Here is a 24206-nt window from a genome sequence, read left to right as displayed (position 1 = left end):
CGTGTGCGCTTATTACTGATCGAGGATGACGTGGCCCTGGGCGAAGGCATTCACCAGGCCCTGGGGCGCGAGGGTTACACCGTCGACTGGCTGAAAGACGGCAGCAGCGCCCTGCACTCGCTGCTCAGCGAAACCTTTGACCTGGCGGTGCTCGACCTTGGTTTGCCGCGCATGGACGGCCTGGAGGTGTTGCGGCGCCTGCGCCAGAGCGGCTCCAACCTGCCGGTGCTGATCCTCACCGCCCGCGATGCCACCGAAGACCGCATCGCCGGTCTGGACGCCGGCGCGACGACTACCTGATCAAGCCCTTCGACCTGGCCGAACTGAAAGCCCGCCTGCGCGCCCTGCTGCGTCGCAGTGCGGGACGGGCGCGGGTATTGATCGAACACGCCGGCATCAGCCTGGACCCAAGCACCCAGCAGGTTGCCTACCATGGCGAGGCCGTGGCCCTGACCCCCAAGGAATATCAACTGCTCTACGAACTGCTGTCGCCGCCGGGCCGCGTCATGACCCGCGAGCGCCTGATGCAACTGCTGTATGGCTGGAATGAAGAAGCCGAAAGCAACACCCTGGAGGTGCACATCCATCATCTGCGCAAAAAATTCTCCAGCGACCTGATCCGCACCATTCGCGGCGTCGGCTACCTGGTGGAAGAGCGCCAATGAGTTCCATCCGCCGCCGTACCCTGACCCTGATTATCGGCCTGATGCTCACCGGCCTGCTGGTGCTCAGCGTGTTCAACCTGCATGACAGCAACCATGAAATTGCCGAGGTGTACGACGCCCAACTGGCGCAGAACGCGCGGCTGCTGCAAGGGGTCATGCGCATGCCGCTGGCCAGCAAGGAACACGCCGAGCTGTACCAGGCGTTCAACCAGGCCCTGAGCCAGGCCGTGCCCAAGATCGACGGCCATCCCTATGAAAGCAAGATCGCCTTCCAGGTCTGGAATCACCAGGGTGAAGTGCTGGTACACACCGCCAGCGCGCCTTCCTTCAGCGTGCCCCCGACCGCCCCCGGCTTCAGTGACGTGGTGGACCGCAACGACCGCCAATGGCGAGCGTTCATCCTCGACGACCCGGCCAATAACCTGAGGATCTGGGTCGGCGAACGCCACGACGTGCGCGCGGACCTGGTGGACCGGATCGTGCGGCACACCCTCTGGCCCAACATGCTCGGCAGCCTGATCCTCGCCGCCATGGTCTGGCTGGCCATCGGCTGGGGCCTCAAACCCCTGGCGAATATGGCCGCGACCCTGCGCGCGCGCCATTCCGGATCGTTGGAGCCCCTGCAACTGGAACCCTTGCCCAGCGAGCTGGAACCCATGCAGGCGGCCCTGAACCGGATGCTCGCGCAGATCCAGCAAGTGCTGGGCCGCGAGCGCCGTTTCATCGCCGATGCCGCCCATGAAATGCGCACGCCGCTCGCCGTGCTCAGGGTCCATGCGCAGAACCTTCTGGAAGCCGGGACCGAGCAGGAACGCCGCGAATCCCTCGAACACCTGATCAATGGCGTCGACCGCACCAGCCGCCTGGTCAACCAACTGCTGACCATGGCTCGCCTTGAACCCCAGCCAGGGGCCGCGGAGCTGCCGGTCATCGACCTGCAAGGCACGGTTCGTGACAGCCTGGTGCAAATGACCCCCTGGTTGCTCAGCAAAGGGCTGGAGCTGGTGTTCGAAGCCGACGACGCGGCCTGCCTCACTCGGGTCGATGCCGCCGCCATCAACATCGCCTTGAACAACCTGGTGACCAACGCCGCGAACTTCTCCCCCGAACACGGGGTAATCACCGTCCAGCTGCGCCGCCAAGGGCAGCAGGTCGAGCTGTCCGTGGAAGACCAGGGCCCCGGCATCGACGAGTCGGAGCGCGAACGGCTCTTCGAGCGCTTCTACAGCCGCGGCAACGACCAGGGCGCCGGGCTGGGCCTGACCATCGTGCAAGCCATTGCCGTGCGCCTGGGCGGCCAGATCCGCCTGGAAAACCGCGCCACCGGCGGGTTGCGGGCCACGTTGGTGATGATTGGCGCCTAGTGTTCCCGGAGCCAGGCTGGATCGAGCCCACCCCGGACTCCGCACCCACGTCAGCGACACGGTGCCGGCCTGCGAGTGGCGTTGAAGGGCGACACCCGCCCCGGGACGTTAGAAATTGAGAGGCGGCGGTAACGCTGTACAATGTGCCACTACGCCACTCGCTGGCACCCTCCCCCGGACTAATGAATGGCCAGGCGCAGTCCGCACCTGATCAGGCGATGGATCGTTTCAGATGAATGTTCTCCAGACGCAGGCTCCGCACCAGCGCATCCTGTGCGTACGTGAATTGTTGTCACTGACCAGGCTTGTCATTCCGCTGTATCAACGCCCCTACAAGTGGACGCAAAAGCATGTCGCGGAGCTGTTTTCCGACCTGTTCACTCATCGGGACAAGTCTGCCTATCGGCTGGGCACCGTTGTTTTCCACGGCCACGATGGGCAGTTGGATATCGTCGATGGTCAGCAGCGCACGCTGACCCTCGTACTCGCCGTACGGGCACTGCTGGCCCTCAAGGAGCCATTGATAACGCGCCCCGAATTGCGCAAGCAACTGGATGCACTGCAAGGGCTCATGCCTGACCCGGCGTTCAGCGGCGACGTTGCAATCCACAACCTTCGCCAGAATTACCTTGCCCTCTGCCGTATCGTCAGTCGCCCCGACTTCAGCGAGTCGATGGTGGACTTCCTGTTGAATAAGTGCGAAGTGGTCTGCTTCACGCTTGGAGACGTGTCGGAGGCGTTCCAGTTCTTCGACTCACAGAATGCGCGCGGCCGCGATCTTGAACCGCACGACCTGCTCAAGGCCTATCACCTCAGGGAGTTCGATGCCGCCGACGAACCGCTCAAAGCCCTGACCGTAGCGGGCTGGGAGGCTAGCGAAACCGAGGCGCTCACCACCCTCTTCGCGCAGTACCTGTACCGCATCCGAAGCTGGAGCAACGGCAACAGCGCCCGGTACTTCAGCAAGGACGACGTGCCACTGTTCAAGGGCGTGAACCTGGCGACTTCAGCGTCCTACCCCTTTGTCGAGCAACTGCGTATCGCTCACCATTGGGTCGATCACTACAACGGCCAGCCAGAACGACGCATTGATCGCCAGCGCGCGGAATTTCCATTCCACCTCGACCAGGTCATCGTCAACGGCCGGCGTTTCTTTGAGATGACTGCGCACTATCAGGAAAAGGTGGAATGGGTACGGCGATTGAAAAACCGGCCGCAAGCTCCCCAGGGCGATGCAATCCTCGACCCGACCGCTCGCAACATCCTCACAGTCCTTGACACCTACCCAGGCCGGAACCGTACCGGCGACGGTTATGTGCGGGCCCTGTTCGACTGCGTGCTGATCTACTACATCGACAAGTTCGGCCAAGTTGAGCTCTCTCGCGCCGTAGAGAAGACCTTTATTTGGGCCTACAGCCTGCGCCTGCAAATGTATGCGGTGCAGTTGGCCACGGTGGACAACTACGTGCTCAACCACAACCTATTCCGCCTCATCCAAGCGGCCACCCGCCCCGAGGACTTTCTGCTGCACCCGCTGCCGCTGGTCAAGGGTATTCAATCCAGCCAGACCGAGCCGCTGACGGCGTTGTTTCAGGAGATGCGTTTTCTATGAATGAGCCCATCACCCAGCTCTCTATCCAGACCCTGCTGGACGGCCGTGCGCGCTACGTCATCCCCATGTATCAGCGCAACTATGCCTGGGAAGAAGGAGAGATTGCCCAGCTCATACAAGATGTGATCGACACGCTGCGCCAGGATGCAAACCGCGATTACTACATCGGCTCCCTGGTGGTCTACCGCCGCGGACTGGGCGCCGCGACAACATTCGAAACCATTGATGGGCAACAACGGCTGACAACGCTGTCCCTGCTGGCCGCCTACTTGAAGAAGCGACAACCGCAGGCCATGGCTTGGCTAGAGGGCCCCTGTATCGACTTTGCGAGCCGCCCCCACTCCAGCAAGACCTTTGCCGCCATCGCCAGAGCTGAGCACGCGCAAGACCCGATCGAGCATATGCTGCCCGACGATATCAACCCCGAAATCCTTAACGGCTATCGCCTGATTCAGAAGCTGATGCCACGAAAACTGAATGAAAACGCGGTAGAGCCCGATGCATTTCTCAGCTTCCTGCTGAGCCGGGTACAGATCATGCGCGTGGAGGTCCCGGCTGATACCGACCTCAATCATTACTTCGAAATAATGAACAACCGCGGCGAACAGTTAGAAAAGCACGAGGTGCTGAAGGCACGGCTGCTCAAGGCACTTGAGGATCTTCCCGATGCAGACGCAAGCAAGGCCTGCCTGCATCAGGTGTGGGAAGCCTGCGCGAACATGGAAAAGTACGTGCAGATGGGTTTTACCCCTGACCAACGCGACCGGGTGTTTGGTAAACACGATTGGGGCACATTGCAGGTTGCTGACTTCGATGCCTTGGCCCTGGCCCTGCACGACGCCACTGAAGCGAAGTCGACCCCGGTCAAACGGAGCTTGAACGATATCCTGGCCGAAACATCGACCAGCATCGACCAGACCAGCACGAACACTGACGACGAAACCCCCGAGCGCTTTAATTCGGTCGTCACCTTCCCCCACTTCCTGCTCCACGTGTTACGCGTAGAGACCGGCCTGGATGTGCCGCTGGACGATAAACGACTGCTTTCGACCGTTGAGGACCATGTGTTCAAGGCCAAAGATCCGGCGCAGCGCGTCAAGGATTTCGTCTTCAACATGCTGCGCTGCAAGTTCCTGTACGACCACTACATCATCAAGCGAGAGTTCTTCAAGGGACGAGATGGCTGGAGCCTCAAGCGGCTCACAGGCAATACCGCCGAAGACCAAAAACGACGCAGTCGATATGTCAGCACCTTCGGCACCGACGACCGTAAAGAGTCCATCAACCACCGGATACTGATGCTGCTCAGCGCGTTCCACGTTTCGACGCCAACCTTGGTCTACAAGCACTGGCTGAGCGCAGCGTTGCATTACCTGTTCTCAACGCCGCGAATTGAAGCGGAGCATTATCTGGAACATCTGGAATCAGTTGCCCGAACGTTTGTCTTCGACCGGTTCCTCGCCGACCAGCCAGCGGCGTATTACGACATGATCTACCTCCACGGCGGACAGTGCCGGACCCGGCCCGACTCGCTCACGCCGGAGGCCATGCGAAGTCGTCTTTCATTCGCCAACATCGAAAACAACCTGGTATTCAACTTCCTGGATTACCTGCTGTGGAAACAGTACCGAAGCGCTGATGCTCGTGTGGAGGACTATGAGTTCACCTTCCGCAGCTCAGTGGAACACTATTACCCACGCAATCCCCACACCGGTTTTGAGCGCCTGGACAGCGTCACCCTCGACTCGTTCGGCAACCTATGCCTGATCAGCCACAGCAAGAACTCACGCCTGAGCAACTTCACCCCCGAGGCCAAGAATCAGTACTACAAGGTCAATGCGCTGGACATCATCAAGCAGTACCTGATGATGCAAACCGTGCCTTGGGACGCCGCAGCTATCCACTCCCACGAAGACGCGATGATCGACATCCTCGAATCCAGTCTCGGAAAATCGGCGTATTGATCGTTAAAGGGGCTCAAGCCATGAGCCCCTTGCCCGGCACCCTCCCCAGCCCACCCAAAACGCCCCCTACCGTTGTACACAAAATACTTGTTAAAGATTTACACCCGTCGGGCCGAAACAAGGTTGATAGCAAATAGCCTTTTTCCGTCAGGCACCGGCCATTTGCCCCGCTTTCTCAGCTGATGGTCGTCACCATGAAAATAAAAACTAAGCTCGTGCTTGCGTTCGTATTGGTCGCCTTTATCCCGGTCAGCCTGGTTGCCGTGATCTCAGTGCTTAACACCCGCACCCAGGCGGTGGATCAGTTCATTGATGGCAGTACCCGGGAAATCCGCCAGATTGACGGCAATATCCGGCAGTTTTTCGACGGCACCCAGCAGAACGTCGATCAAATGGCCACCGATCCTGTATACACCTCGGTCGCCACGCTGAAGGATTACCAGGGCGCCGACGCCGCCAGCCAGCCCATGCCTGCGGCGGCGCAGAAGGTGATCGAGCAGTTCGCGCGCCATGGCACGACCCACCCGGCGGCAGCGATTCTGTCCATCGGCCTGGAAGACGGCACCTACGCCAAATGGCCGGATGACCCGCAACTGGCCAAGTACGACCCGCGTGCCCGCCCCTGGTACAAGGCCGCCATGGCCAGCCCGGGCAAGACCGTGCGCACCCCGGCGTACTACTACGACAAAGACGATGTGGCCCTGGTGGGTACTGCCCGGGCGATGCTCGACAACGCCGGCAAGGCCAAGGGCGTGTTTGTCGTCAGTGTTTCCCTGAAGAACCTCACGGAGCTGGTCAAGAGCATCAAGTTGGGTGAAAGCGGTTACGTAATGCTGATCGAGGACGGCACCGTGCTGGTCGACCCTCGCGACGCCAAGCACAGCTTCAAGCAGCTCAAGGACCTGGGCGCGCCCTATGCCCATCTGGCCGCCACGCCCCAAGGCCCCACCGAGGTGGAGATCGACGGCGTGCGCTACATGGCCAATATCTGGACCTCCCCCGGCCTGGGCTGGCGCTACGTCGGTTTGATCGAGTACAGCGAAGTCATGGCGGCGGCGACCCGCATGACCTACCTGACCGCAATCATCGTGGTGGTGCTGGCGCTGATCTTTGCCCTGATGGCCGCAGCGTTTTCCCAAGTCATCGTCAAACCCATCGGCCAGGTCAGCACCGGCCTGCAGTCGATCGCCCAGGGCGAAGGCGACCTGCGCCGTGACCTGGAAGTCCAGGGCAAGGACGAAACCGCGGAACTGGCCGGCTGGTTCAACAAGTTCCTGGCCGCCATACGCCAGTTGATCCAACGCATCGGCGCGGCCTCGACCAACCTGCAGGACGCCTCGCGGGTCAACAGCGAAGTGGCCAACAACATGAATGAAGCCGCCGGGCGTCAGCGCGAAGCGGTGGAACTGGTCTCCACGGCGTTCAACGAGATGGTGGCGACCGCCAACGAGGTGGCCCGTTCGTGCAGCCATGCCGCGGACTCCGCCGAGAGCGGGCACCGTCGGGTGGCCGAGGGCAAGCAACAGATCGAGTTGACCACCGACAACGTCAACCGCCTGGGCAGCCGCCTGACGGAATCGTCCCAGGCCATGGTGGAACTGGAAGCCGGCAGCCGCAGCATCAACCAGATCCTCGGCACCATCCGCGCCATCGCCGAACAAACCAACCTGCTGGCCCTGAACGCGGCCATCGAAGCGGCCCGGGCCGGTGATCAAGGTCGGGGCTTTGCCGTGGTGGCGGATGAGGTACGGGCCCTGGCCAAGCGCACCTCCGACTCCACCGGTGAAATCGACCAACTGCTCAGCACCTTGGGCAACAAGACCCAGGAAGTGTCGCAGAAGATGGAAAGCTGCCTGGACCTGTCCCGCGCCAGCGTGTCGTCGATCGAGAGCGCACGGGACAGCTTCGAGGGCATCCAGTTGTCGGTGAATGAAATCCGCGACCAGAACCTGCAAATCTCGGCAGCCGCCGAGGAACAGCACAGCGTGGCCGAGGAGATCAACCGGCATATCCAGCAGATCTACGACGAGGCGCGCCTGGTGGAAAGCCTGGCCAGCTCGGCGCAAGAAGACTCCGGACGACTGTCGAACCTGTCGGATGAACTGAACGGTTTGGTGGGGCGCTTCAAGTCTTGAAACCAGGGGCCTGCAACGGGCCCTGATCAATGTCGCACCCACAAAAACGCTGCTCGGATGAGCAGCGTTTTTGTTTGCGTAGAAAGCAGCGGGCATGGCCTTGACGTTGATCAAGTATGGCCTGAGTCCGTAAACCCAAGGCCCTTGTCAGGTCTGAATACAAACATCAGTCGCCCGGTTTTGCGGGCCATGGCGCTCTCAGTCAACTCTGTCCGCTGCACTCAAGCTTCTACCCTTTCCTGGCCTTAGAGTTGAGGCGTGAGGGAGTTTGTCCCTGCTCATAATTTCAATAATAGAGCCACTCCAATGAGCCCAACTAAATGCCTGCCAGCGTGCCTGGCACTGACTTTCGCTTCGTTTGCCGCACAGGCAGCCGATGGCCCGCCACCGCCATCGGTCGCTCAGCCCAGCGGTATCAACCTGGGCGGCACCAGCTTTTATGACGGCTTCGCCGGGCCGCCCGGCCTGTCGCACCTGACTTACCTGAAGTTCAGCAGCGCCAGCAGCATCCGGGGCAATTCAGGCAAAGAGAACGGCGCCTTCGATGATCCGCAGATCAACGTGGTGACGCTCATCAACCAATTGAGCTACTACTCCCCCGAAGCCATAGGTGGCGGCGCCCACCTAGGCTGGAGCCTATTGGTGCCCATCGTCTCGCTGGACGGGGATTTTGGCGACAACGGCGTCAAGCTCCAAGACAACGCCACCGGCCTCGGCGATATCACCGTGGGCCCCCAGGTGCAGTTCGACCCGATTGTGGACGCCCATGGGCGGCCGGTCTTTGTCCAGCGGCTGGCCCTGGACTTCATCCTGCCCACCGGCAAATACGACGAACATAAAGACCTGAACCCCGGCTCGAACTTCTACTCGATCAACCCTTACTGGGCCGCCACCTGGATGCCGGCCCCACGCTGGGAACTGAGCTGGCGCCTGCACTACCTGTACAACTTCAAGAACAACGACCCCGCCAGCAGTTCGGCACAGTTCTACGAAGGTCGGCCCGTTCGCGACACCCAAGCCGGCCAGTCGGCCTGGAGCAACTTCAGCGCCTCCTACGAAGTGATCCCCCACCTTTCGGTCGGCATTGCCGGGTACTACTTCAGGCAGATTTCCGATGACCGAGCCAACGGCAGCCGCCTCAGCGACTCCCGGGAAAAGGTTCTGGGGATCGGCCCGGGCCTGTTCTGGAAAATCAACGAGGCCGAGGGTTTCTGGTTGAACACCTATAAAGAGACCGGGGTCGAGAACCGCTCGAAAAACGACTACGCCGTGCAGGTGCGCTACGCCCACCAGTTCTGACTGATGCAGGCCCGTCCAGGCTGAGGGGCGGGCCCCTTTACCCGAGGTGATGTTGTATGAACGCGCTCGACTCCATCGACAGCAAAAAATCATTGGCCGCCATCTGCCTGATGATGGTCATTTCCCTGGGCACGCTGCAGATCCAACCTATCCTGGGCGGTGCCTTTATCGACCAACTGGGTTTGCCACTGAACGCCATCGGGCGCATTTTCGCCGCCGAGCTGATTGCCATGGCCGTCGCTTGCGGCGTCTGTGCCCTGTTGATGGCCAAGGTCGACCGACGGCGCTTTGCCTTGATCGCCTTGGTAGTCCTGGCCCTGGGCAACGCGGCCAGCACTCAGTTGCACAGCCAGGCATCGCTGATCATTTGCAGGGTGGTCTGCGGGGCCAGCGGGGGCGCGGTCATGGCGGTGGTCTACGCCAGCGCAGCGCTGCGTACGTCCAAAGACGCCACCTTCGCCACCATCAATATTGCCAACCTGCTGTGGGGCATGCTGCTGGTCACCTCCATGCCGCTGATCCTCGCGTCATGGGGCATCAACGGTGCATTTTTTCTCCTGGCCGTCACCAGTGTGATCGCGGCGCTGAGCTGTTCGCGAGTGCCTCGCCGCTACCCGGAGGCACACCGCCTGGCGAGCGGCTCGATCCCGCCCTTTGGCCTGACTTCGGCGCTGCTGATTGCGCTCTTTGCGCTGCTGTTCTTTGGCCATTCCGCGCTCTGGGTCTATCAGGAGCGCATCGGCAAAAGCATCGGGCTGGAGCCCCAGCAAATCGGCGCCATGCTCGGCGGCAGCATCCTGGCCGGAGCCCTGGGCGCAGGCCTGGCCGGGTTGATCGGACGGCGCCTGGGCTTGCTCCTGCCCCAACTGCTGAGCTTCGGCACAGCCTTACTGGCAACCCTGGTGATGGTGTATGGCGACAGCCCCAGCGCTTTTTTTGCCACGGCCTGCCTGATTCACCTGGTCTGGTTCTTCAGCCTGCCTTATCTGTTTTCCATGGCCGCCGAACTGGACCCGTCCGGACGACTGGCCGGCCTGGGCAATGCGGCCATCTTCGTCGGCCAGGGGCTTGGCCCCCTGGGCGCGGCGCTGGTGGTCGGCGAGGGACACTTCCGCGCCGTCGGATGGCTGGCGGCCTCGGCCTACATCGCCGCGCTAGTGATTTCGTGCCTGGTGGTCGGGCGCTTTCGCCGAAGCGCCAAGGCCGCCATTTCACCCCAGCCAGCCTGAACGGCCAGCGCGTCGAGAATCAATGAATACACCTGAACAGTGATGAGGTCACCTGATGTCCAAACCCTTTCCTCAAACCGCAGAGTTTTCCGGCACGCTCTACACCCCCAGTCGGGTGGAAGCGGAGGTATTCGACCTAGAGATCGAAGGCACCCTGCCCGCCTCGATCCACGGCGCCTTTTACCAGGTAGCGCCAGACCCGCAATACCCGCCGATGCTGGGCAACGACATTTTCTTCAACGGTGATGGAATGGTCACCGGGTTCTATTTCGCCGACGGCCAGGTGTCCATGCGCCGGCGCTACGTGATGACCGAACGCTTGCAGGCCCAGCGCCGCGAAGGCCGCTCACTCAACGGTGTTTACCGCAACACCTACACCAATGACCCCCTGGCCGCGCCCAACAACACCACCGCCAACACCACGGTGATGCCCCACAACGGCGTGCTGCTGGCGCTCAAGGAAGATGCCCTGCCCTGGGCCATGGACTTGCACACCCTGGAGACCCTCGGCGAGTGGGATTTTGACGGGCAGATCACATCCGCCACCTTCACCGCCCACCCCAAGGTCGATCCGCGCAACGGCAACCTCTGCGCCTTCAGCTATGAAGCCCGCGGCGACGGCACCCCGGACATGGCCTACTTCGAGCTCTCGGCCGACGGCAAGCTGCTGCATGAAATCTGGTTCCAGGCACCTTATGCGGCGATGGTCCATGACTTTGCAGTCACCGAGCACTATGTGATTTTCCCGCTGATTCCGCTGACGGTAGACGTTGAACGCATGCAGCGCGGGGGGCCGCATTTTCAGTGGCAACCGGACTTGCCCCAGCTGTTCGCCGTGCTGCCACGGGATGGCTCTGCCGAGGACGTGCGCTGGTTCAAAGGTCCTGTCGACAGCTTCCAGGGCCACACCCTCAATGCCTTCGACGAGGGCGGTAAGGTGTACCTGGACATGCCGGTGACGGGCGGTAATGTCTTCTACTTCTTTCCCCAGGCCGACGGTTACCTGCCACCGCCCGAGAGCCTGGCGGCCAACCTGATGCGCTGGACCTTCGACCTGAACGGCAGTGAAGAGCAGGTTCAACCGCAGCCGTTGACCGACTACCCCTGCGAGTTCCCCCGATGCGATGAACGCTTTCTCGGCCGCCCCTACCAGCATGGTTTTGTGCTGGCACTGGACCCGGAGCGCCCATACAACCCGGACGTCGGCCCCATGCCCTTCCAGTTTTTCAACCTGCTGGCCCACGTCAACCTTGAGGCCGGCACCACCGACGCCTGGTTCCCGGGTGACAGCCATTGCTTCCAGGAACCCATTTTCATTCCCCGCAGCCCCGATGCGCCGGAAGCCGATGGTTACGTACTGGCCCTGCTGAATGTCCTGACAGAGGACCGTACCGAACTGGTGGTGCTGGATTCCCGCGATATGCACAGCGGCCCCATCGCCCGAATCAAGGTGCCGTTTCGTCTGCGTATGTCGCTGCACGGTTGCTGGGCACCGGCCAAGCCGTGACCTGAGCCCGCGGATCGGCCACAACGGCTGATCCGCAGGCTTGCATTGCGTGCCACAGCGTTCCTGACCGTCCGCTGCCCCCATGCCAACACCGTCATCTCTGTGTCGTATGGCCCGTTCCAGAGGGTCGGTGTAGGCATGGGCGCAAGACCTGAAATTACATAAATTCCATATTGTGAGATTTTTGTTAAATCTCACTTTACAGGATTAAATAACAGCCTTAGATTGATCCTCAGCCGCCAACGCTCGCTCGCGGCCAGGGCACTGCAAAAACAAAAACAAGAGGCAAACGCCATGCACACCGAGACAAATTCCAACCTCCTGGGCGAGGTGATCGACCACCGCCCTATGAGCCCGATGCAACTGGAAGTGGTTGCACTTTGCACCCTGGTGGCCGTCCTCGATGGCTTTGATACCCAAATCATCGGCTTTCTGGTGAGCCCCATCGCCGGTTCACTGGGGGCCTCGCCCGCTGCTTTCGGCTCGGTATTCGCCGCGGGCCTGTTTGGCCTGATGCTCGGCGCCCTGGGATTGGCACCCCTGGCCGACAAGATCGGGCGCAAGAAGGTGTTGCTGGCCTCGATCCTCACATTCAGTGTTTTTTCCCTGCTGACCGCTTATGTTCAGAGCTTCGAACAGCTGGTGATTGCCCGCCTGCTGACCGGCCTCGGGCTGGGCGGCGCCATTCCCAACCTGGTGGCCCTCGCGTCGGAATACAGCCCGCGCCGCTACGCCAGAATCAGCGTCACCCTGCTGTTCTGCGGCATGCCCCTGGGCGCGATGATCGCCGGGACCACCGCCGATCAACTGCTGGAGGCCTGGGGCTGGCGCGCGACTGGAGCCTGCAACAGATGTTCATCGCCGCCTTGCTGCCCGGCCTGATCGCGCTAAGCGCCACCCTGGTCATTCGTTTCGCCCAAGTGCGTGAGCAACGCCGGGCTTCGCTCAACATCGTGCACCTGCACTAACCCTCTACCCAGGAGTTACCCATGAAACTTGCAAGCTTTATTGTCCAAGGCCGCAGCACCTACGGTGTGGTGGACGGTGATCAAATCATCGACCTGGAAGCCCTCAAGCCGACCCTTGGCAGTGACCTCAAGCAAGCCATTGCCAACCCGCACCTGAGCGAGCTGAGCAGCGAAGTGCTGGCCGGCCTGCCGCGTATCGCCCTGGCGCAGGTGACCTTTCTGCCGGTCATCCCCAACCCCGGAAAAGTGCTGTGCATCGGTATCAACTACGCCACCCATGTTCGCGAAACCGGGCGCGAGATGCCGATCTACCCGATGATTTTTACCCGTTTCGCCGACAGCCAGACCGCCCACCTGCAACCCATCGTCCGGCCCACGGCGTCGCACAAGCTGGACTTCGAGGGTGAACTGGCAGTGGTGATCGGCAAACCGGCGCGCCACGTCAAACAGGCCGATGCCCTGGAGTATGTGGCCGGTTACGCCTGCTACAACGACGGTAGCGTGCGCGACTGGCAGAAACACACCATTCAGTTCGTGCCCGGCAAAAACTTCCCCAACACCGGTGGCTTTGGCCCATGGCTGGTCACCCGCGATGAAATCGCCGACCCACAGGACCTGCAACTGACCACCCGGCTGAATGGCGAAGTCATGCAGCACACCAGCACCAGCGACATGATTTTTGATGTACGCCAACTGATCGAGTACTGCTCCACCTTTACCGAGCTGGCACCCGGCGACGTGATCGTCAGCGGCACCACCGGGGGTGTCGGGGCATTCCGTGAGCCGCCGCTGTGGATGAAGCCGGGCGACACGGTGGAGGTTGAAATTTCGCGGATTGGCACCTTGCGCAACAGCATCGTCGACGAGCAATAAACCATGGACCCACTCAACGACACCGCCCCGACGGGGCCAGACAGCGAAACCAAAGGGTCGAGCCTGGAGCGCATGCTGCGGGTGCTTGACCTGTTTACCGAAGGCAGCCCGATCTGGGCAGTCGATGACATGGGACTGGCGCTGGGCTTCACCCGTTCGACCATCTACCGCTATGTGCGTGAGCTGGCCGAGGTCAACCTGTTGTTTCAAGTCGAGGCCGGGCGTTATGCCCTGGGTGCACGGATTATTACCTGGGACCGCCAGTTGCGGGTCAGCGACCCCCTGGTGCGCGCCGCAAGCGCCCTGGAGGCCAGCCTGCCGCGCTGGAACGAGCGGCAGGTGTGGCTGATCTGCCGGCTGTTCAAGGACCAAGTGATCTGCGTGCACCAGTGCGGCGAACTGGCCAGCGAGGTCAGCTACTCCCGCGGTACGCCAAGGCCGCTGTTCCTGGGGGCGACCTCCAAGGCCATTCTCGCCAACATGGGGTCACGCCAGCACAGTCAGCTGTTCCTGGAAAACCCCGAGGACGTTCGCGCCAGTCATCTGGGGCAGACCTGGGAAGAGTTCCGCCGCTCGCTGCAACGCCTGCGGCGCCAGGGCTATGTGGCCAGCGCCGGGGAAGTCGATCCGGGCATTTATGGCCTCGCGGCACCGATCTTCGACAGCGACGGCAAGGTGGTCGGCAGCATCAGTTGCGTGCGCTCCGTTGAAGACCGCGACAGCGCCCAGGAAGAACAGCAAGGGCAGCAACTGCTCGCCCTGGCGGGGAAGCTCTCGCAGCTCATGGCCATGCTCGCCAACCCGCCCAAGCCATTGGACTGAGTTATTTGCAAGGGAACAATAATGACAACCCTGAAACGCATCAGCACCCAAGTCCTGGTCATCGGCGCTGGCCCCACCGGACTGACCCTGGCCAACCTGCTTGGCCAGGCCAATGTGGACACCCTGATCGTCGATCGCAAGCCCGGCACCGTGACCGAGCCGCGGGCCGTATCGATCGACGATGAGTCGCTGCGTACCATGCAGGCCGTGGGCCTGGATGAGGCGGTGTTACGTGATGTGGTGGCAGGCTACGGCGTGCATTACTTTACCCGTCCCGGAGGCCACTGTTTTGGCAAGGTCGAGCCCACGGGCAAGCTGTATGGTTTTCCCAAGCGCAATGCCTTTCGCCAGCCCCTGTTCGAAAGCACCCTGAAGACCGGCCTTGAACGCTTCCCCAGCCTGGCGGTGCGTTTCGAGCACGAGCTGCTGGAATTCACTCAGGACTCACACGGCGTAAGGGCACTGATTCGTGACGCCAGCGGACAGCTGCTGGATGTCAGTGCCCACTACCTGGTCGCCTGCGACGGTGGCCGCAGCCCGGTGCGCAAACAACTGGGTATCCAGATGGTCGGTTCGAGCTTTTCCTCGCGCTGGCTGGTGGTCGACACCGACCAGGACACTGACCCCTTCTGGCAGACACGGGTCTACTGCGATGCGCGTCGTCCGGTGGTCGAGGTTCCCGGCCCGCACCACACCCGGCGCTTCGAGTTCATGCTGAAGGCCGATGAAACCGATGAGCAGATGCTCAGCGACGAACGCCTGCAAGACCTGCTGCGCCCCTTCAAGGGCGACACGCGCGTGAGCGTGGTGCGCAAGACCATCTACACCTTCCATGCCAGGGTCGCCGAGCGCTGGCAGGTGGACCGGGTCTTTCTCGCCGGTGACGCCGCGCACCTGACCCCGCCCTATGCCGGGCAAGGCATGAACAGCGGTGTGCGCGACGCCCACAACCTGGCCTGGAAGCTGATTGGCGTACTCAAGGGAAAAATCGCCGCCACGGCGCTGCTGTCCTACGAAAGCGAGCGTCGCGATCACGCTTGGGCGTTGATCAAGCTGGCGCTGAACCTGGGCCGGGTGATGGCGCCGGCCACCGTACTGCGTGCCGGCCTGATCAGCAGCGCGTTCCGCCTGATCGGCCTGTTGCCCCCGCTGCGCGACTATTTCCTGCAAATGCGTTTCAAGCCCAAGCCACGCTTCACCAACGGCCTGGTACTGACCTCGGGCAAGGCCGGACAGCTGTCCTGCGGGCAGATGTTTCCCCAGCCCCTGCTCACCGACGTCCTGGGACAGGAAACCCTGCTGGACCACAGCATCGGCTCCGGCTTCGCGCTGATTCAGTACGCCAACCTCAACGGCCAAGGCTTCGGTGAACTGCAGCACGAGCTGTGGGCCCACCTGGACGCCAAACGCATTCTGATCCTGCCGCCCCACGCCGAACCGGGGCAATCGGTGCCTGGCTGCACTGTGCTCCATGACCGCCAGGGAATGCTCAAGAGCGTGCTGGGGGACGCCAACACGTTTTTGCTGCTGCGCCCTGACCGCTATATCGCGGCCATCTTCGCCCCGTCCAGCGAGGCGCCGACCGCCGCCTCGCTGCAGCGCACATTCGGCATCCCGCTGGCGATCAACAGCGCCATCGACGTCAGCAACGCACCACTCGTTCATTGATCCTTTGAAGTCATGGAGGTGTTTATGCAAACACTGCAAACCAGCACGCCCGCCCGCCTGTGCTACCTGCACCTGGCGAGCAAGACCGCGTCACGTCAAATCGATTTCTACCAGCGGATGCTGGACATGGACAGCCAGGCCCAGGCCGATGGCAGTTGGGTACTGCGCGGCACGCAACGGGCCATGCTGGTGTCTCCTGCCGACCACTCAGGCCTGCTGGCTTCGGCTTACGACCTGGGGAACCAGGAGCGCCTGGCCACCCTGCGCACCCGCCTGATCGAGCGCGACTGCGCCGTGCAAAGCCTTGACTCTCCGCTGCTGGAGCCGGGTGCTTTCCTGATTCGCGATCCCCAGGGTCGGCAAACCATCTTTGGTGTTTCACCGGCCAACGCCGCCGCTACCGCTGGCAGCCCCCCAGGCATGCCCGGGCGCCTGCAACATGTGGTGTTCCAGACCACAGAGTTGGAAGCCATGATCGATTTCTACGTCAACACGGTGGGGTTTACCGTGTCCGACAACGTGGTCGATGAGGAGACGGGCCAATTGATGGTGTGCTTCCTGCGCTCGGACGACGAACACCATTCCCTGGCGTTTTTCCGCGGTTCGAAAAACGAATGGGATCACCACTGCTACGAGACCAACGAATGGAATGACATCCGCGACTGGGGCGATCGTTTTGCCAAGGAGCGCGTCAGCATTTTCTTTGGCCCTGGCCGACACGGCCCCGGCAACAACCTGTTCTTTATGGTGGTCGACGCTGACCGCAACCGGCTGGAGTTCTCCGCAGAACTAGAAGAAGTGCCCGACGCGACACGCGAGCCCGGCCGCTGGCCCCAGGGCGAATACACCCTCAACTCGTGGGGCCGGGCCTGGATCAGGACCTGAATAGCCCCTGCTCCTGCCACGCCCACAACCGCCACGGCCAACCGACTCCAGAGATCCGACCATGACCGCTCAACACCCTGTTCCCTACGCCATCAATGGCGACCAGTACATCAACGGCACCTGGCGCAAGGGCCGCTCCACGCGCCGGCTGGATGACCGCAACCCGTTCAACGGCGAGGCGCTGCTGGAGATGCCACTGGCCTCCGTCGGTGACCTCGACGACGCCTACCAAGCGGCACACAAGGCGCAAGCCCCCTGGGTGCAATTGCACGCTACCCAACGCAGCGCTCAGCTGGAAAAACTGGCGCAGGTGATTCAAGGCCGTAGCGAAGAAATCATCGACTGGCTGATCCGCGAGTCCGGCAGCACACGGATCAAGGCCAGCATGGAATGCCACGCCACCCTGAACCTGGTGCGTGAATGCGCCACCCTGCCGATGCAGGTCGAAGGGCGAATTCTCACCAGCTATAAACCGGGCGAACAGAGCTTTGTATTTCGTGAGCCCCTGGGGGTGGTCGGTGTTATCAGCCCGTGGAACTTTCCCCTGTACCTGAGCATGCGCTCGGTGGTGCCGGCGCTTGCCCTGGGCAATACCGTGGTGCTCAAGCCCGCCAGCGACACCGCAGTAACCGGCGGCCTGCTGATTGCCCACCTGTTCGAGGAAGCAGGCTTCCCCGACGGCACGTTGAATGTGGTGGTCGGCGCCGGCTCGGAAATGGGCGACGCCTTTGTCGAACACCCGGTACCCAGCCTGATTTCCTTCACCGGCTCCACGGACGTGGGGCGCAATGTCGGGCGCATCGCCACCGGTGGCAAACACATCAAGCGGGTGGCCCTGGAATTGGGCGGTAACGCGCCGCTGGTGGTACTGGCGGATGCCGATATCGAGCTCGCGGCCCACGCTGCGGTGGTCGGGCGCTTCCTGCACCAGGGGCAGATTTGCATGAGCGTCAACCGGGTGATCGTCGACCGCTCGCTGTACGCGGATTTCGCAGCGCTGGTAGTGGAGCGCGTACGCAACCTCAAGACCGGCGACCCGGCCCTGGCCGATACCGTGATCGGCCCGGTGGTCAACCAGAGCCAGCTCGATGGTCTGTTGCGCAAAATCGACAACGCCGAGCAGGCTGGCCTCAAACGCCTCTGTGGCGGGCCGGCGTCGGGGCTGGTGCTGCCGGCCCATGTATTTGGCGAGGTGGACGCTCACCAGGAACTGGCACGGGATGAAACCTTTGGTCCCCTGCTGCCACTGCTGATTGCACACAACCAGGAGCATGCCCTGGAGTTGGCCAACGCCAGTGAATATGGCCTGTCCAGCGCCGTGTTCACCCAAGACATGGCTCGGGGCCTGAGCTTTGCCCGCGGCATTGTGGCGGGCATGACCCATATCAACGACATCACCGTCGACGATCAACCCAACGCACCCTTTGGCGGTGAAAAAAACTCCGGGCTCGGACGCTTCAATGGCCACTACGCCCTGGACGAGTTCACCCGTGCCCATTGGGTCACCTGGACACCCGGCAGCCACCGCTACCCGTTCTGACAAGGATCCGGCCCGCAGCTCCCGATTGGGCAAGTGACGAAGCACTTGCCCAACCTGTACACCCTAGAAAAGAGGCGAAGACATGAGCCATTTAGCCTGCGTGTCCACTGAGCAGATCATTCGCTCCGACCGACTGATGAAGTGGAAAGAGTTCATGAGCGACCACATGGGCCGCACTCCTGACTACATCAAACGCCTGGAGTCGACCTTTATTGACCCGTTGCACGACAGCAACTTCCAGGGCCGCCTGGAATACGGCGACCTCGGCCAACTGCGCTTTTGTCGCATGACTGCCAGTGCCCATCGCTACTCGCGTCACCTGAGCCAGGCGGTCAACGCCATTGACACCCCACTGATGCTGATCGTGCAGATTGCCGGGGTCAGCCATTTCGAGCAGGGCCAGCGCAGCAGCGCACTGGCGCCTGACGAAATGCTCCTGGTCGACAGCGGCCAGCCCTTCAGCGTCACCAGTACCCAAGGTAGCGAGCACTTTATCCTGCTGTTCCAGAGCTCGGCCGGGGAGCTGGCGCGAGCGCAAGAAGTGCACCTTAACGGGCGCAATGGTCTGGGCAGGATGCTGATGCACATGATCAGCGATGCCTACAGCCAATACCCTTTGCTCAACAACCACTCGGCCGGGCTGATCGGCGACAGCATCGTCGCGCTCCTGGACAACGCCCTGAAGAACAAGCAGGAAGAAAAACAACTCGAACACGACTTCCGTTTCTTCAAGCAGAACCGGGTCAAGGCCTACATCGAACGGCATCTGGCCGACCGCGACCTGAGCATCGAACGCATTGCCAACGCCGAACAATGCTCGGTGCGCAGCCTGCATCGCTCGTTCCAGGAAGAACTGGGCTGCAGCATCAGCGAGTACATCTGGCAACGGCGCTTATCGCGCTGTGCCGAGGACCTGCGCAGCAGCGAACACGCCCATTGCTCCCTGACCGAAATTGCCTACGCCTGGGGCTACGGCAGCAGTTCGCACTTCAGCCGACATTTCAAATCGGCGTTCGGCATGTCGCCACGCCTGTTCCGTGACACCGCGAGCGATTTCGGGTGGGGGCGTTCAGGGTGTGAGGGCACAGAACCCAGCACGTGTTGATCCTGCTGACGGTATGCGCGGGATAAAGAGCCTGGGAGCTGTCGTCACGCCTAGCTGAGGTAGGCCGCAAACGCATTGATGCCCGCTTGCGCCACCATTTCGTCCTGGTCGGGCGTGCCGGAACTGCAGCCCACACCGCCAACGATGAACTCGTGCATGAACAGCGGCAGCCCACCCGCGACGATGGAAAAACGCCCCTGATTGCTGGTGTTGATGCCAAATGCCGGTTTGCCCGGCACGCTGATTTCACCGTAGGCGCGTGTTGATTTGCGAGCCGCGGCGGCCGTGAAAGACTTGCTGATGGCAATGTCGATACTGGTGATGCGCGCATTGTCCATGCGCTGGAACATCATCAGATGCCCCGCATCGTCGGTAATGGCGATGTCCATATCGACCGCCATTTCCCTGGCCTTGGCCAGACAGGCCTGCATGATGTGTTGAGCATCAGCCATTGTCAGTCGGGGTACCATTTTCATTGTCTTCAACCTCAGCGTTGATGATTAAAAACCGTTCACTGCCGGTTTTCCTGGAACACCCTTCGTCCCGTTTCAGGGGGAGCCAAGGCACTTCCCTGCTCCAACTGGGCAAAAAATTCAGGTAATGACGTCGATAACGCAGACAGGATTTTATCCAGGGTATTGACCCCAGGGCTTGCCTGGTTCGTCTCGATCACAGAGATGGAGCTGTGCGTCACCCGTGCTTTTTCAGCGAGCTGACGCTGTGTCAGGCCTTGTCGAAGCCGCAAGGCTTTAAGCTGTTGCGCCATCGTAAAGTCTTCACTTCCGGCAGCCTCTCGGCCCAGGTAAGGAGTCACCCCATCGCAGTGCACCGCAATCGGTTTGGCGTGCAACGGCCTACTGCGTTGGAACTCACTCCATGCGGCCCCGTGGGTTGTGCCGGTGATGGGGTGCCGCGCGTCGGGGGCCAGCGCGGCGAGGGGCATCATCACATAGGGCTTGTCGATGAGATCCGACCTGGGCAGCACCCCATGCTCATAGTCACCGGCAAAATCCCCATACAGCAAAATGTCGATATCAACGGGCAACACGATCCGTGGCCCGCGTATCCGCCTGTAACGCGCTTCGAACTGCTTGAGTACGTGACTCAACGGGCCCAGTGCCAGGTCCGTGCGTCCGGACAGCACCAGGTTGAAAAAGTCATCCCCGGTACAGCCGACAGCGGGCGAGCTGAAGACCGGGGAGCACCGCACATCCGTCAGTAAGGCGCTCAGAAACGCCAACGCCTGCCGCAAATGATGCGCTCGGTCCTGGTTACTGCCCAGTCCAAGGTAAATCAAAGTCGACATGGCGTTGGACTCCTGCGAAGGCGGCAAAGGCAAAGCGCGTTATTGAGTCAGCCAGGCATTGAAGCGCTCGTTAAGCTCGTCGGCATGATCGCCCCACCATTCGGCATTCATCTGCAAAGCCGTCTTGAAGTTCTCCGGGGACGTTGGCAGATGGGGTTTCATCTCCTCGCTGACCAGGGCCTGTGACGATTTGCGAGTAGGCCCATAGGCGATGTATTGGCTTTGCTCGGCCAGGACAGGCGTGCTGGTGGCGAACTTGAGGAACTCCATGGCCCGCGCCTTGTTCTTGCTGCCGGCCGGCACGGCCCACACGTCCATGTCGTATAACTGGCCATCCCAGATGATCTTGAACGGTTGCTTCTCTTGGGTCTGGGCTGTCCAGATACGCCCGTTCCAGGCCGAGGTCATTGCCACCTGCCCGTCAGCCAGCAACTGTGGCGGCTGAGCCCCGGCTTCCCACCAGATCACCTGGCTTTTGATGGTGTCGAGTTTGGCGAACGCGCGCTCAAGGCCGGCCTCGGTCTCCAGGGTGGAATACACCTTGTTGCGTGGCACCCCATCGGCCATCAAGGCCCACTCCAGCGTGCCCTGGGGTGCCTTGCGCAGGCCTCGTTTGCCGGGGAATTTAGCGAGATCGAAAAAATCTTTCAGTGTGGCGGGCTGCTCGGTTTTAAAGGCGTTGACGTTGTAAGCCACAGCCGTCGACCAGATGATGTTGGCCACCGCACAGTCGGTCACCGCGCCGGAGATGAAGTCCACATCCACGGGGGCACCATCGGTCCCAGGAGCCAGGTCCTTGCTCGGATTGATACGTTCGAACAGCCCGGCATTGCAGGCTCGAACGGCGTCCGGCAACTCCATGTCGACCACATCCCAGGAGACGTTCCTGGTCTCGACCTGGGCTTTCAGTTGGGCGATGCCCCCGGAGTAATCTTCCAGGGTGGTCTTCACCCCGGTTTTCTCACTGAAGGGTTTGATCGCAGCCTTGGTCTGGGCCGCAGCCAATGAGCCACCGTACGTGACAATGGTGAGGTTCTCCTGCGCCATCGCAGACGCACACGCAAGACTGGTTACCGCGCAAATCAGTATCTTTTTCATAACGACTTCCCTAGACCTCAGATCAATTAGTGATGCCACGGACGCGCAGCGAACGACGGCGCAGGACTTCGATAGACAGCAACAGCAGGACCGACAAAATGATCAGCAATGTGGCAGCCGCAAGAATCGTCGGGCTGATCTGCTCACGCATTCCCGACCACATCTGCCGCGGGATGGTGCGTTGCTCGACGCCCCCCAGGAATTGAACAATCACCGCCTCGTCGAACGACGTAATGAACGCGAACAACCCACCAGAAATGATCCCGGGACGGATGAGAGGGAATGTCACCGTGAAGAACGTATAGGTTGCGGACGCCCCCATGCTCGCCGCCGCACGGGTCAGCGAATGGTCGAAGCCAACCAGGGTGGCGGTGACCGTCAGGATGACGAAGGGCGTGCCTAGCACCGCATGGGAGAGAATCAACGCCAGCAGGCTCTGGCCAATCCCCAGCTTGCTGTAGAAGAAGTACATGCCCGCCGCTGAAATGATCACCGGAACAATCATGGGCGAGATCAGGATGCCGGTGAGCAGGCGCTTGTACGGCAGGTCCGAGCGGCTCAGGCCAATGGAGGCCAGTGTGCCGAGCGCTGTCGCAATCACCGTTGCGCCGCAGGCCACCAGGAAGCTGTTTTTGATCGACAGCACCCAGAGCGGATCGTTGATCAGTTGGCGATACCAGCGCAGGGAAAAGGCCTCAGGGTTCAGCTGGAGCATGTCCTTGGTAAAGCTGAAATACGGCTCGACGTTGAAGGACAAGGGAATGATCACCAGAATCGGCACGACTAGGAAAAGCAGCACCAGCAGTGCAAATCCGCGCACGGTGAAAAACCAGCAACGCTCGATAGGCCCAATGTAATTTGGCAGGCTCATGGTTCACCCCAACTTCATATTGGTAATGCCTACGAATCGGTCGTAGACCCAGTACATCAACAGCACCACCACCAGCAGCAGGCTGGCGATAGCCGACGCCAGCCCCCAGTTCAATGACGTCTGCATGTGATACGCGATGAAATTGCTGATCATCTGGCCTGTGCGGCCGCCCACCAGTGCCGGCGTGATGTAGTAGCCGACCGCCAGAATGAACACCAGAATCCCCCCGGCACTGACCCCTGGCAGGGACAGCGGAAAGTAGATCTTGAAAAACGTGCGCATGGAGCTGGCGCCCATGGAGTGCGCGGCCCGGATGTAGGTCTGGTCGACACCGCGCATGACGCTGTAGAGCGGCAACACCATGAATGGCAGCAGGATGTGGGTCATGGCGATGATGGTGCCGTACAGGTTGTACATCAGGTCCAGGGGCTGATCGATGAGGCCCAGGCTGCGCAAGACATCGTTGAAGACCCCATTGGATTGCAGAATCACAATCCAGGCGCTGGTCCTGACCAGCAGAGAGGTCCAGAAAGGAAGCAGGACCAGAATCATCAGGAGGTTGCTCAAGCGGTCCGGCAGGCAGGCCAGGAAGTAGGCCAATGGGTAGCCCAAGAGGAAACAGATAAGGGTGATCGCGCCACTGACCGTGAGGGTCTTCAACAGATTATTGACATAAATTTGCCGGCTTTCAGGCTGCTTGGCGATGTCGCCGTTATCGTCGTATTGACGATCCAGCGCCGCCAGGTAATGGACCGCCGAAACCGACGGCGCCATCACCTTGAGCTGTGACCAGGTCGCAGTTTCACCCCAGCGCGAGTCGATGCTGATCATCAGTGGCTTGAACTCGGCAATGCCTGCCGCGCCTTGCTTCTCCAGCCCCCTCGCGGTCTTGTTCAACAGCAGCTTCATGCCGCTCTGCACGCGGTTCAAATCAGTCCCGACCCGATCCAGGTTCTGCGACTTCAGAAGGCCGAGCAGGTCGTTGCCGATGACCGCAAAGGTCTTCTCTTCAGGCAGCGCTTGCCGATCCCAGTGCTTCAACTCGACCACCGTGTTCGGCATGTAGTCCGCCAGCGTGCTGTTCTGCACACTGCGCATCAGCATGTCGCCGATGGGCATGAGAAAGAAGACGGCAATAAACGCCAGCAACGGCAAGACCAACAGCACCGACTTGAACTTGTTCCGACGCTCGGCCTTATCCAGGCTTTCCTTTATTGACGGGCCCACCTGCGGCTGAACATACAGCTGATCCGCAGGCCCTTCAGACATTACAGGGCGATTCATAAAGTGATCTC

19 protein-coding genes and 3 pseudogenes are annotated in these 24206 nt (G+C 61.2%); 17 read left to right on the top strand and 5 right to left on the bottom strand.

Translation table 11 applies throughout. The annotated features are described in order from the left end of the window. Window positions 1–3: 3 nt before the first annotated feature. From M1B34_RS17650 to M1B34_RS17580, 17 genes and pseudogenes are all read left to right on the top strand, one after another. Window positions 4–665 (top strand): annotated as a pseudogene (locus tag M1B34_RS17650) (response regulator). Further along, window positions 662–2029: an ATP-binding protein gene (locus M1B34_RS17645; protein ID WP_268265797.1), complete on the top strand. Its 1368-nt coding sequence runs from the start codon at window positions 662–664 to the stop codon at window positions 2027–2029. Before M1B34_RS17650 ends, M1B34_RS17645 begins: the two are co-directional and overlap by 4 nt. Window positions 2030–2261: 232 nt before the next feature. Continuing rightward, window positions 2262–3641, top strand: coding sequence for a DUF262 domain-containing protein (locus M1B34_RS17640; protein ID WP_268265796.1), 1380 nt, complete (start codon window positions 2262–2264; stop codon window positions 3639–3641). Then, window positions 3638–4273 (top strand): annotated as a pseudogene (locus M1B34_RS34110) (DUF262 domain-containing protein); the annotation flags it as partial. The gene M1B34_RS17640 and the pseudogene M1B34_RS34110, both read left to right, overlap by 4 nt. 855 nt (window positions 4274–5128) lie before the next feature. Continuing rightward, on the top strand, window positions 5129–5605 hold the full coding sequence (locus M1B34_RS34105) for an HNH endonuclease family protein (RefSeq protein WP_425273521.1): 477 nt from the start codon (window positions 5129–5131) through the stop codon (window positions 5603–5605). Window positions 5606–5787: 182 nt separating this feature from the next. Further along, window positions 5788–6885 (top strand): annotated as a pseudogene (locus M1B34_RS34100) (cache domain-containing sensor histidine kinase); the annotation flags it as partial. An 87-nt stretch (window positions 6886–6972) separates the two neighbouring features. Beyond that, window positions 6973–7740: a methyl-accepting chemotaxis protein gene (locus M1B34_RS34095; protein ID WP_425273520.1), complete on the top strand. Its 768-nt coding sequence runs from the start codon at window positions 6973–6975 to the stop codon at window positions 7738–7740. Window positions 7741–8046: 306 nt separating this feature from the next. Beyond that, window positions 8047–9039: a SphA family protein gene (locus tag M1B34_RS17625; RefSeq protein ID WP_268265794.1), complete on the top strand. Its 993-nt coding sequence runs from the start codon at window positions 8047–8049 to the stop codon at window positions 9037–9039. Window positions 9040–9095: 56 nt separating this feature from the next. Beyond that, window positions 9096–10268 (top strand): MFS transporter, encoded by a 1173-nt coding sequence (locus tag M1B34_RS17620; protein ID WP_268265793.1) that lies wholly within the window; start codon window positions 9096–9098, stop codon window positions 10266–10268. Between the two features lie 55 nt (window positions 10269–10323). Next, entirely contained in the window at window positions 10324–11775 is a 1452-nt protein-coding gene (locus tag M1B34_RS17615) for a carotenoid oxygenase family protein (protein ID WP_268265792.1), read from the top strand. Between the two features lie 225 nt (window positions 11776–12000). Further along, the gene (locus tag M1B34_RS17610) at window positions 12001–12657 is read left to right on the top strand and encodes an MFS transporter (RefSeq protein WP_341870552.1); all 657 of its coding nucleotides are present in this window, start codon (window positions 12001–12003) and stop codon (window positions 12655–12657) included. 107 nt (window positions 12658–12764) lie between these two features. Continuing rightward, window positions 12765–13616, top strand: coding sequence for a fumarylacetoacetate hydrolase family protein (locus tag M1B34_RS17605; protein WP_268265790.1), 852 nt, complete (start codon window positions 12765–12767; stop codon window positions 13614–13616). A 3-nt stretch (window positions 13617–13619) separates the two neighbouring features. Beyond that, window positions 13620–14438 carry an IclR family transcriptional regulator gene (locus tag M1B34_RS17600; RefSeq protein WP_268265789.1) on the top strand — a complete coding sequence of 273 codons (819 nt, stop codon included), beginning with the start codon at window positions 13620–13622 and terminating at the stop codon, window positions 14436–14438. Window positions 14439–14459: 21 nt separating this feature from the next. Further along, on the top strand, window positions 14460–16106 hold the full coding sequence (locus tag M1B34_RS17595; RefSeq protein ID WP_268265788.1) for a bifunctional 3-(3-hydroxy-phenyl)propionate/3-hydroxycinnamic acid hydroxylase: 1647 nt from the start codon (window positions 14460–14462) through the stop codon (window positions 16104–16106). A 24-nt stretch (window positions 16107–16130) separates the two neighbouring features. Further along, entirely contained in the window at window positions 16131–16991 is an 861-nt protein-coding gene (locus M1B34_RS17590; RefSeq protein ID WP_268265787.1) for a VOC family protein, read from the top strand. 61 nt (window positions 16992–17052) lie between these two features. After that, a complete protein-coding gene (locus tag M1B34_RS17585; protein ID WP_268265786.1) occupies window positions 17053–18531 on the top strand; it encodes an aldehyde dehydrogenase family protein in 1479 nt (492 codons plus the stop codon). A gap of 82 nt (window positions 18532–18613) precedes the next feature. Next, window positions 18614–19636, top strand: coding sequence for a helix-turn-helix domain-containing protein (locus M1B34_RS17580; protein WP_268265785.1), 1023 nt, complete (start codon window positions 18614–18616; stop codon window positions 19634–19636). A gap of 50 nt (window positions 19637–19686) precedes the next feature. Here the strand turns inward: M1B34_RS17580 and M1B34_RS17575 are convergent, their stop codons facing one another. From M1B34_RS17575 to M1B34_RS17555, 5 genes are read right to left on the bottom strand one after another with little or no spacing between them, the layout of a single operon-like run. After that, the gene (locus tag M1B34_RS17575; protein ID WP_268265784.1) at window positions 19687–20088 is read right to left on the bottom strand and encodes a GlcG/HbpS family heme-binding protein; all 402 of its coding nucleotides are present in this window, start codon (window positions 20086–20088) and stop codon (window positions 19687–19689) included. A gap of 59 nt (window positions 20089–20147) precedes the next feature. After that, complete coding sequence (gene folK / locus M1B34_RS17570; protein ID WP_268265783.1) at window positions 20148–20942, bottom strand: 2-amino-4-hydroxy-6-hydroxymethyldihydropteridine diphosphokinase; 795 nt, start codon at window positions 20940–20942, stop codon at window positions 20148–20150. A 39-nt stretch (window positions 20943–20981) separates the two neighbouring features. Further along, window positions 20982–22040, bottom strand: coding sequence for an ABC transporter substrate-binding protein (locus M1B34_RS17565; protein WP_268265782.1), 1059 nt, complete (start codon window positions 22038–22040; stop codon window positions 20982–20984). Window positions 22041–22062: 22 nt separating this feature from the next. Next, window positions 22063–22911: an ABC transporter permease gene (locus M1B34_RS17560; RefSeq protein ID WP_268265781.1), complete on the bottom strand. Its 849-nt coding sequence runs from the start codon at window positions 22909–22911 to the stop codon at window positions 22063–22065. A 3-nt stretch (window positions 22912–22914) separates the two neighbouring features. Beyond that, window positions 22915–24195, bottom strand: a complete 1281-nt coding sequence (locus M1B34_RS17555) for an ABC transporter permease (RefSeq protein ID WP_268265780.1) — start codon at window positions 24193–24195, stop codon at window positions 22915–22917. Between the last annotated feature and the right edge of the window lie 11 nt (window positions 24196–24206).

The organism is Pseudomonas morbosilactucae (assembly GCF_023241715.1).
In the GTDB taxonomy this organism is placed as follows: domain Bacteria; phylum Pseudomonadota; class Gammaproteobacteria; order Pseudomonadales; family Pseudomonadaceae; genus Aquipseudomonas; species Aquipseudomonas morbosilactucae.
Note: the sequence above shows the minus strand (reverse complement) of the source record. Positions and strands in the feature narration are given on the sequence as shown.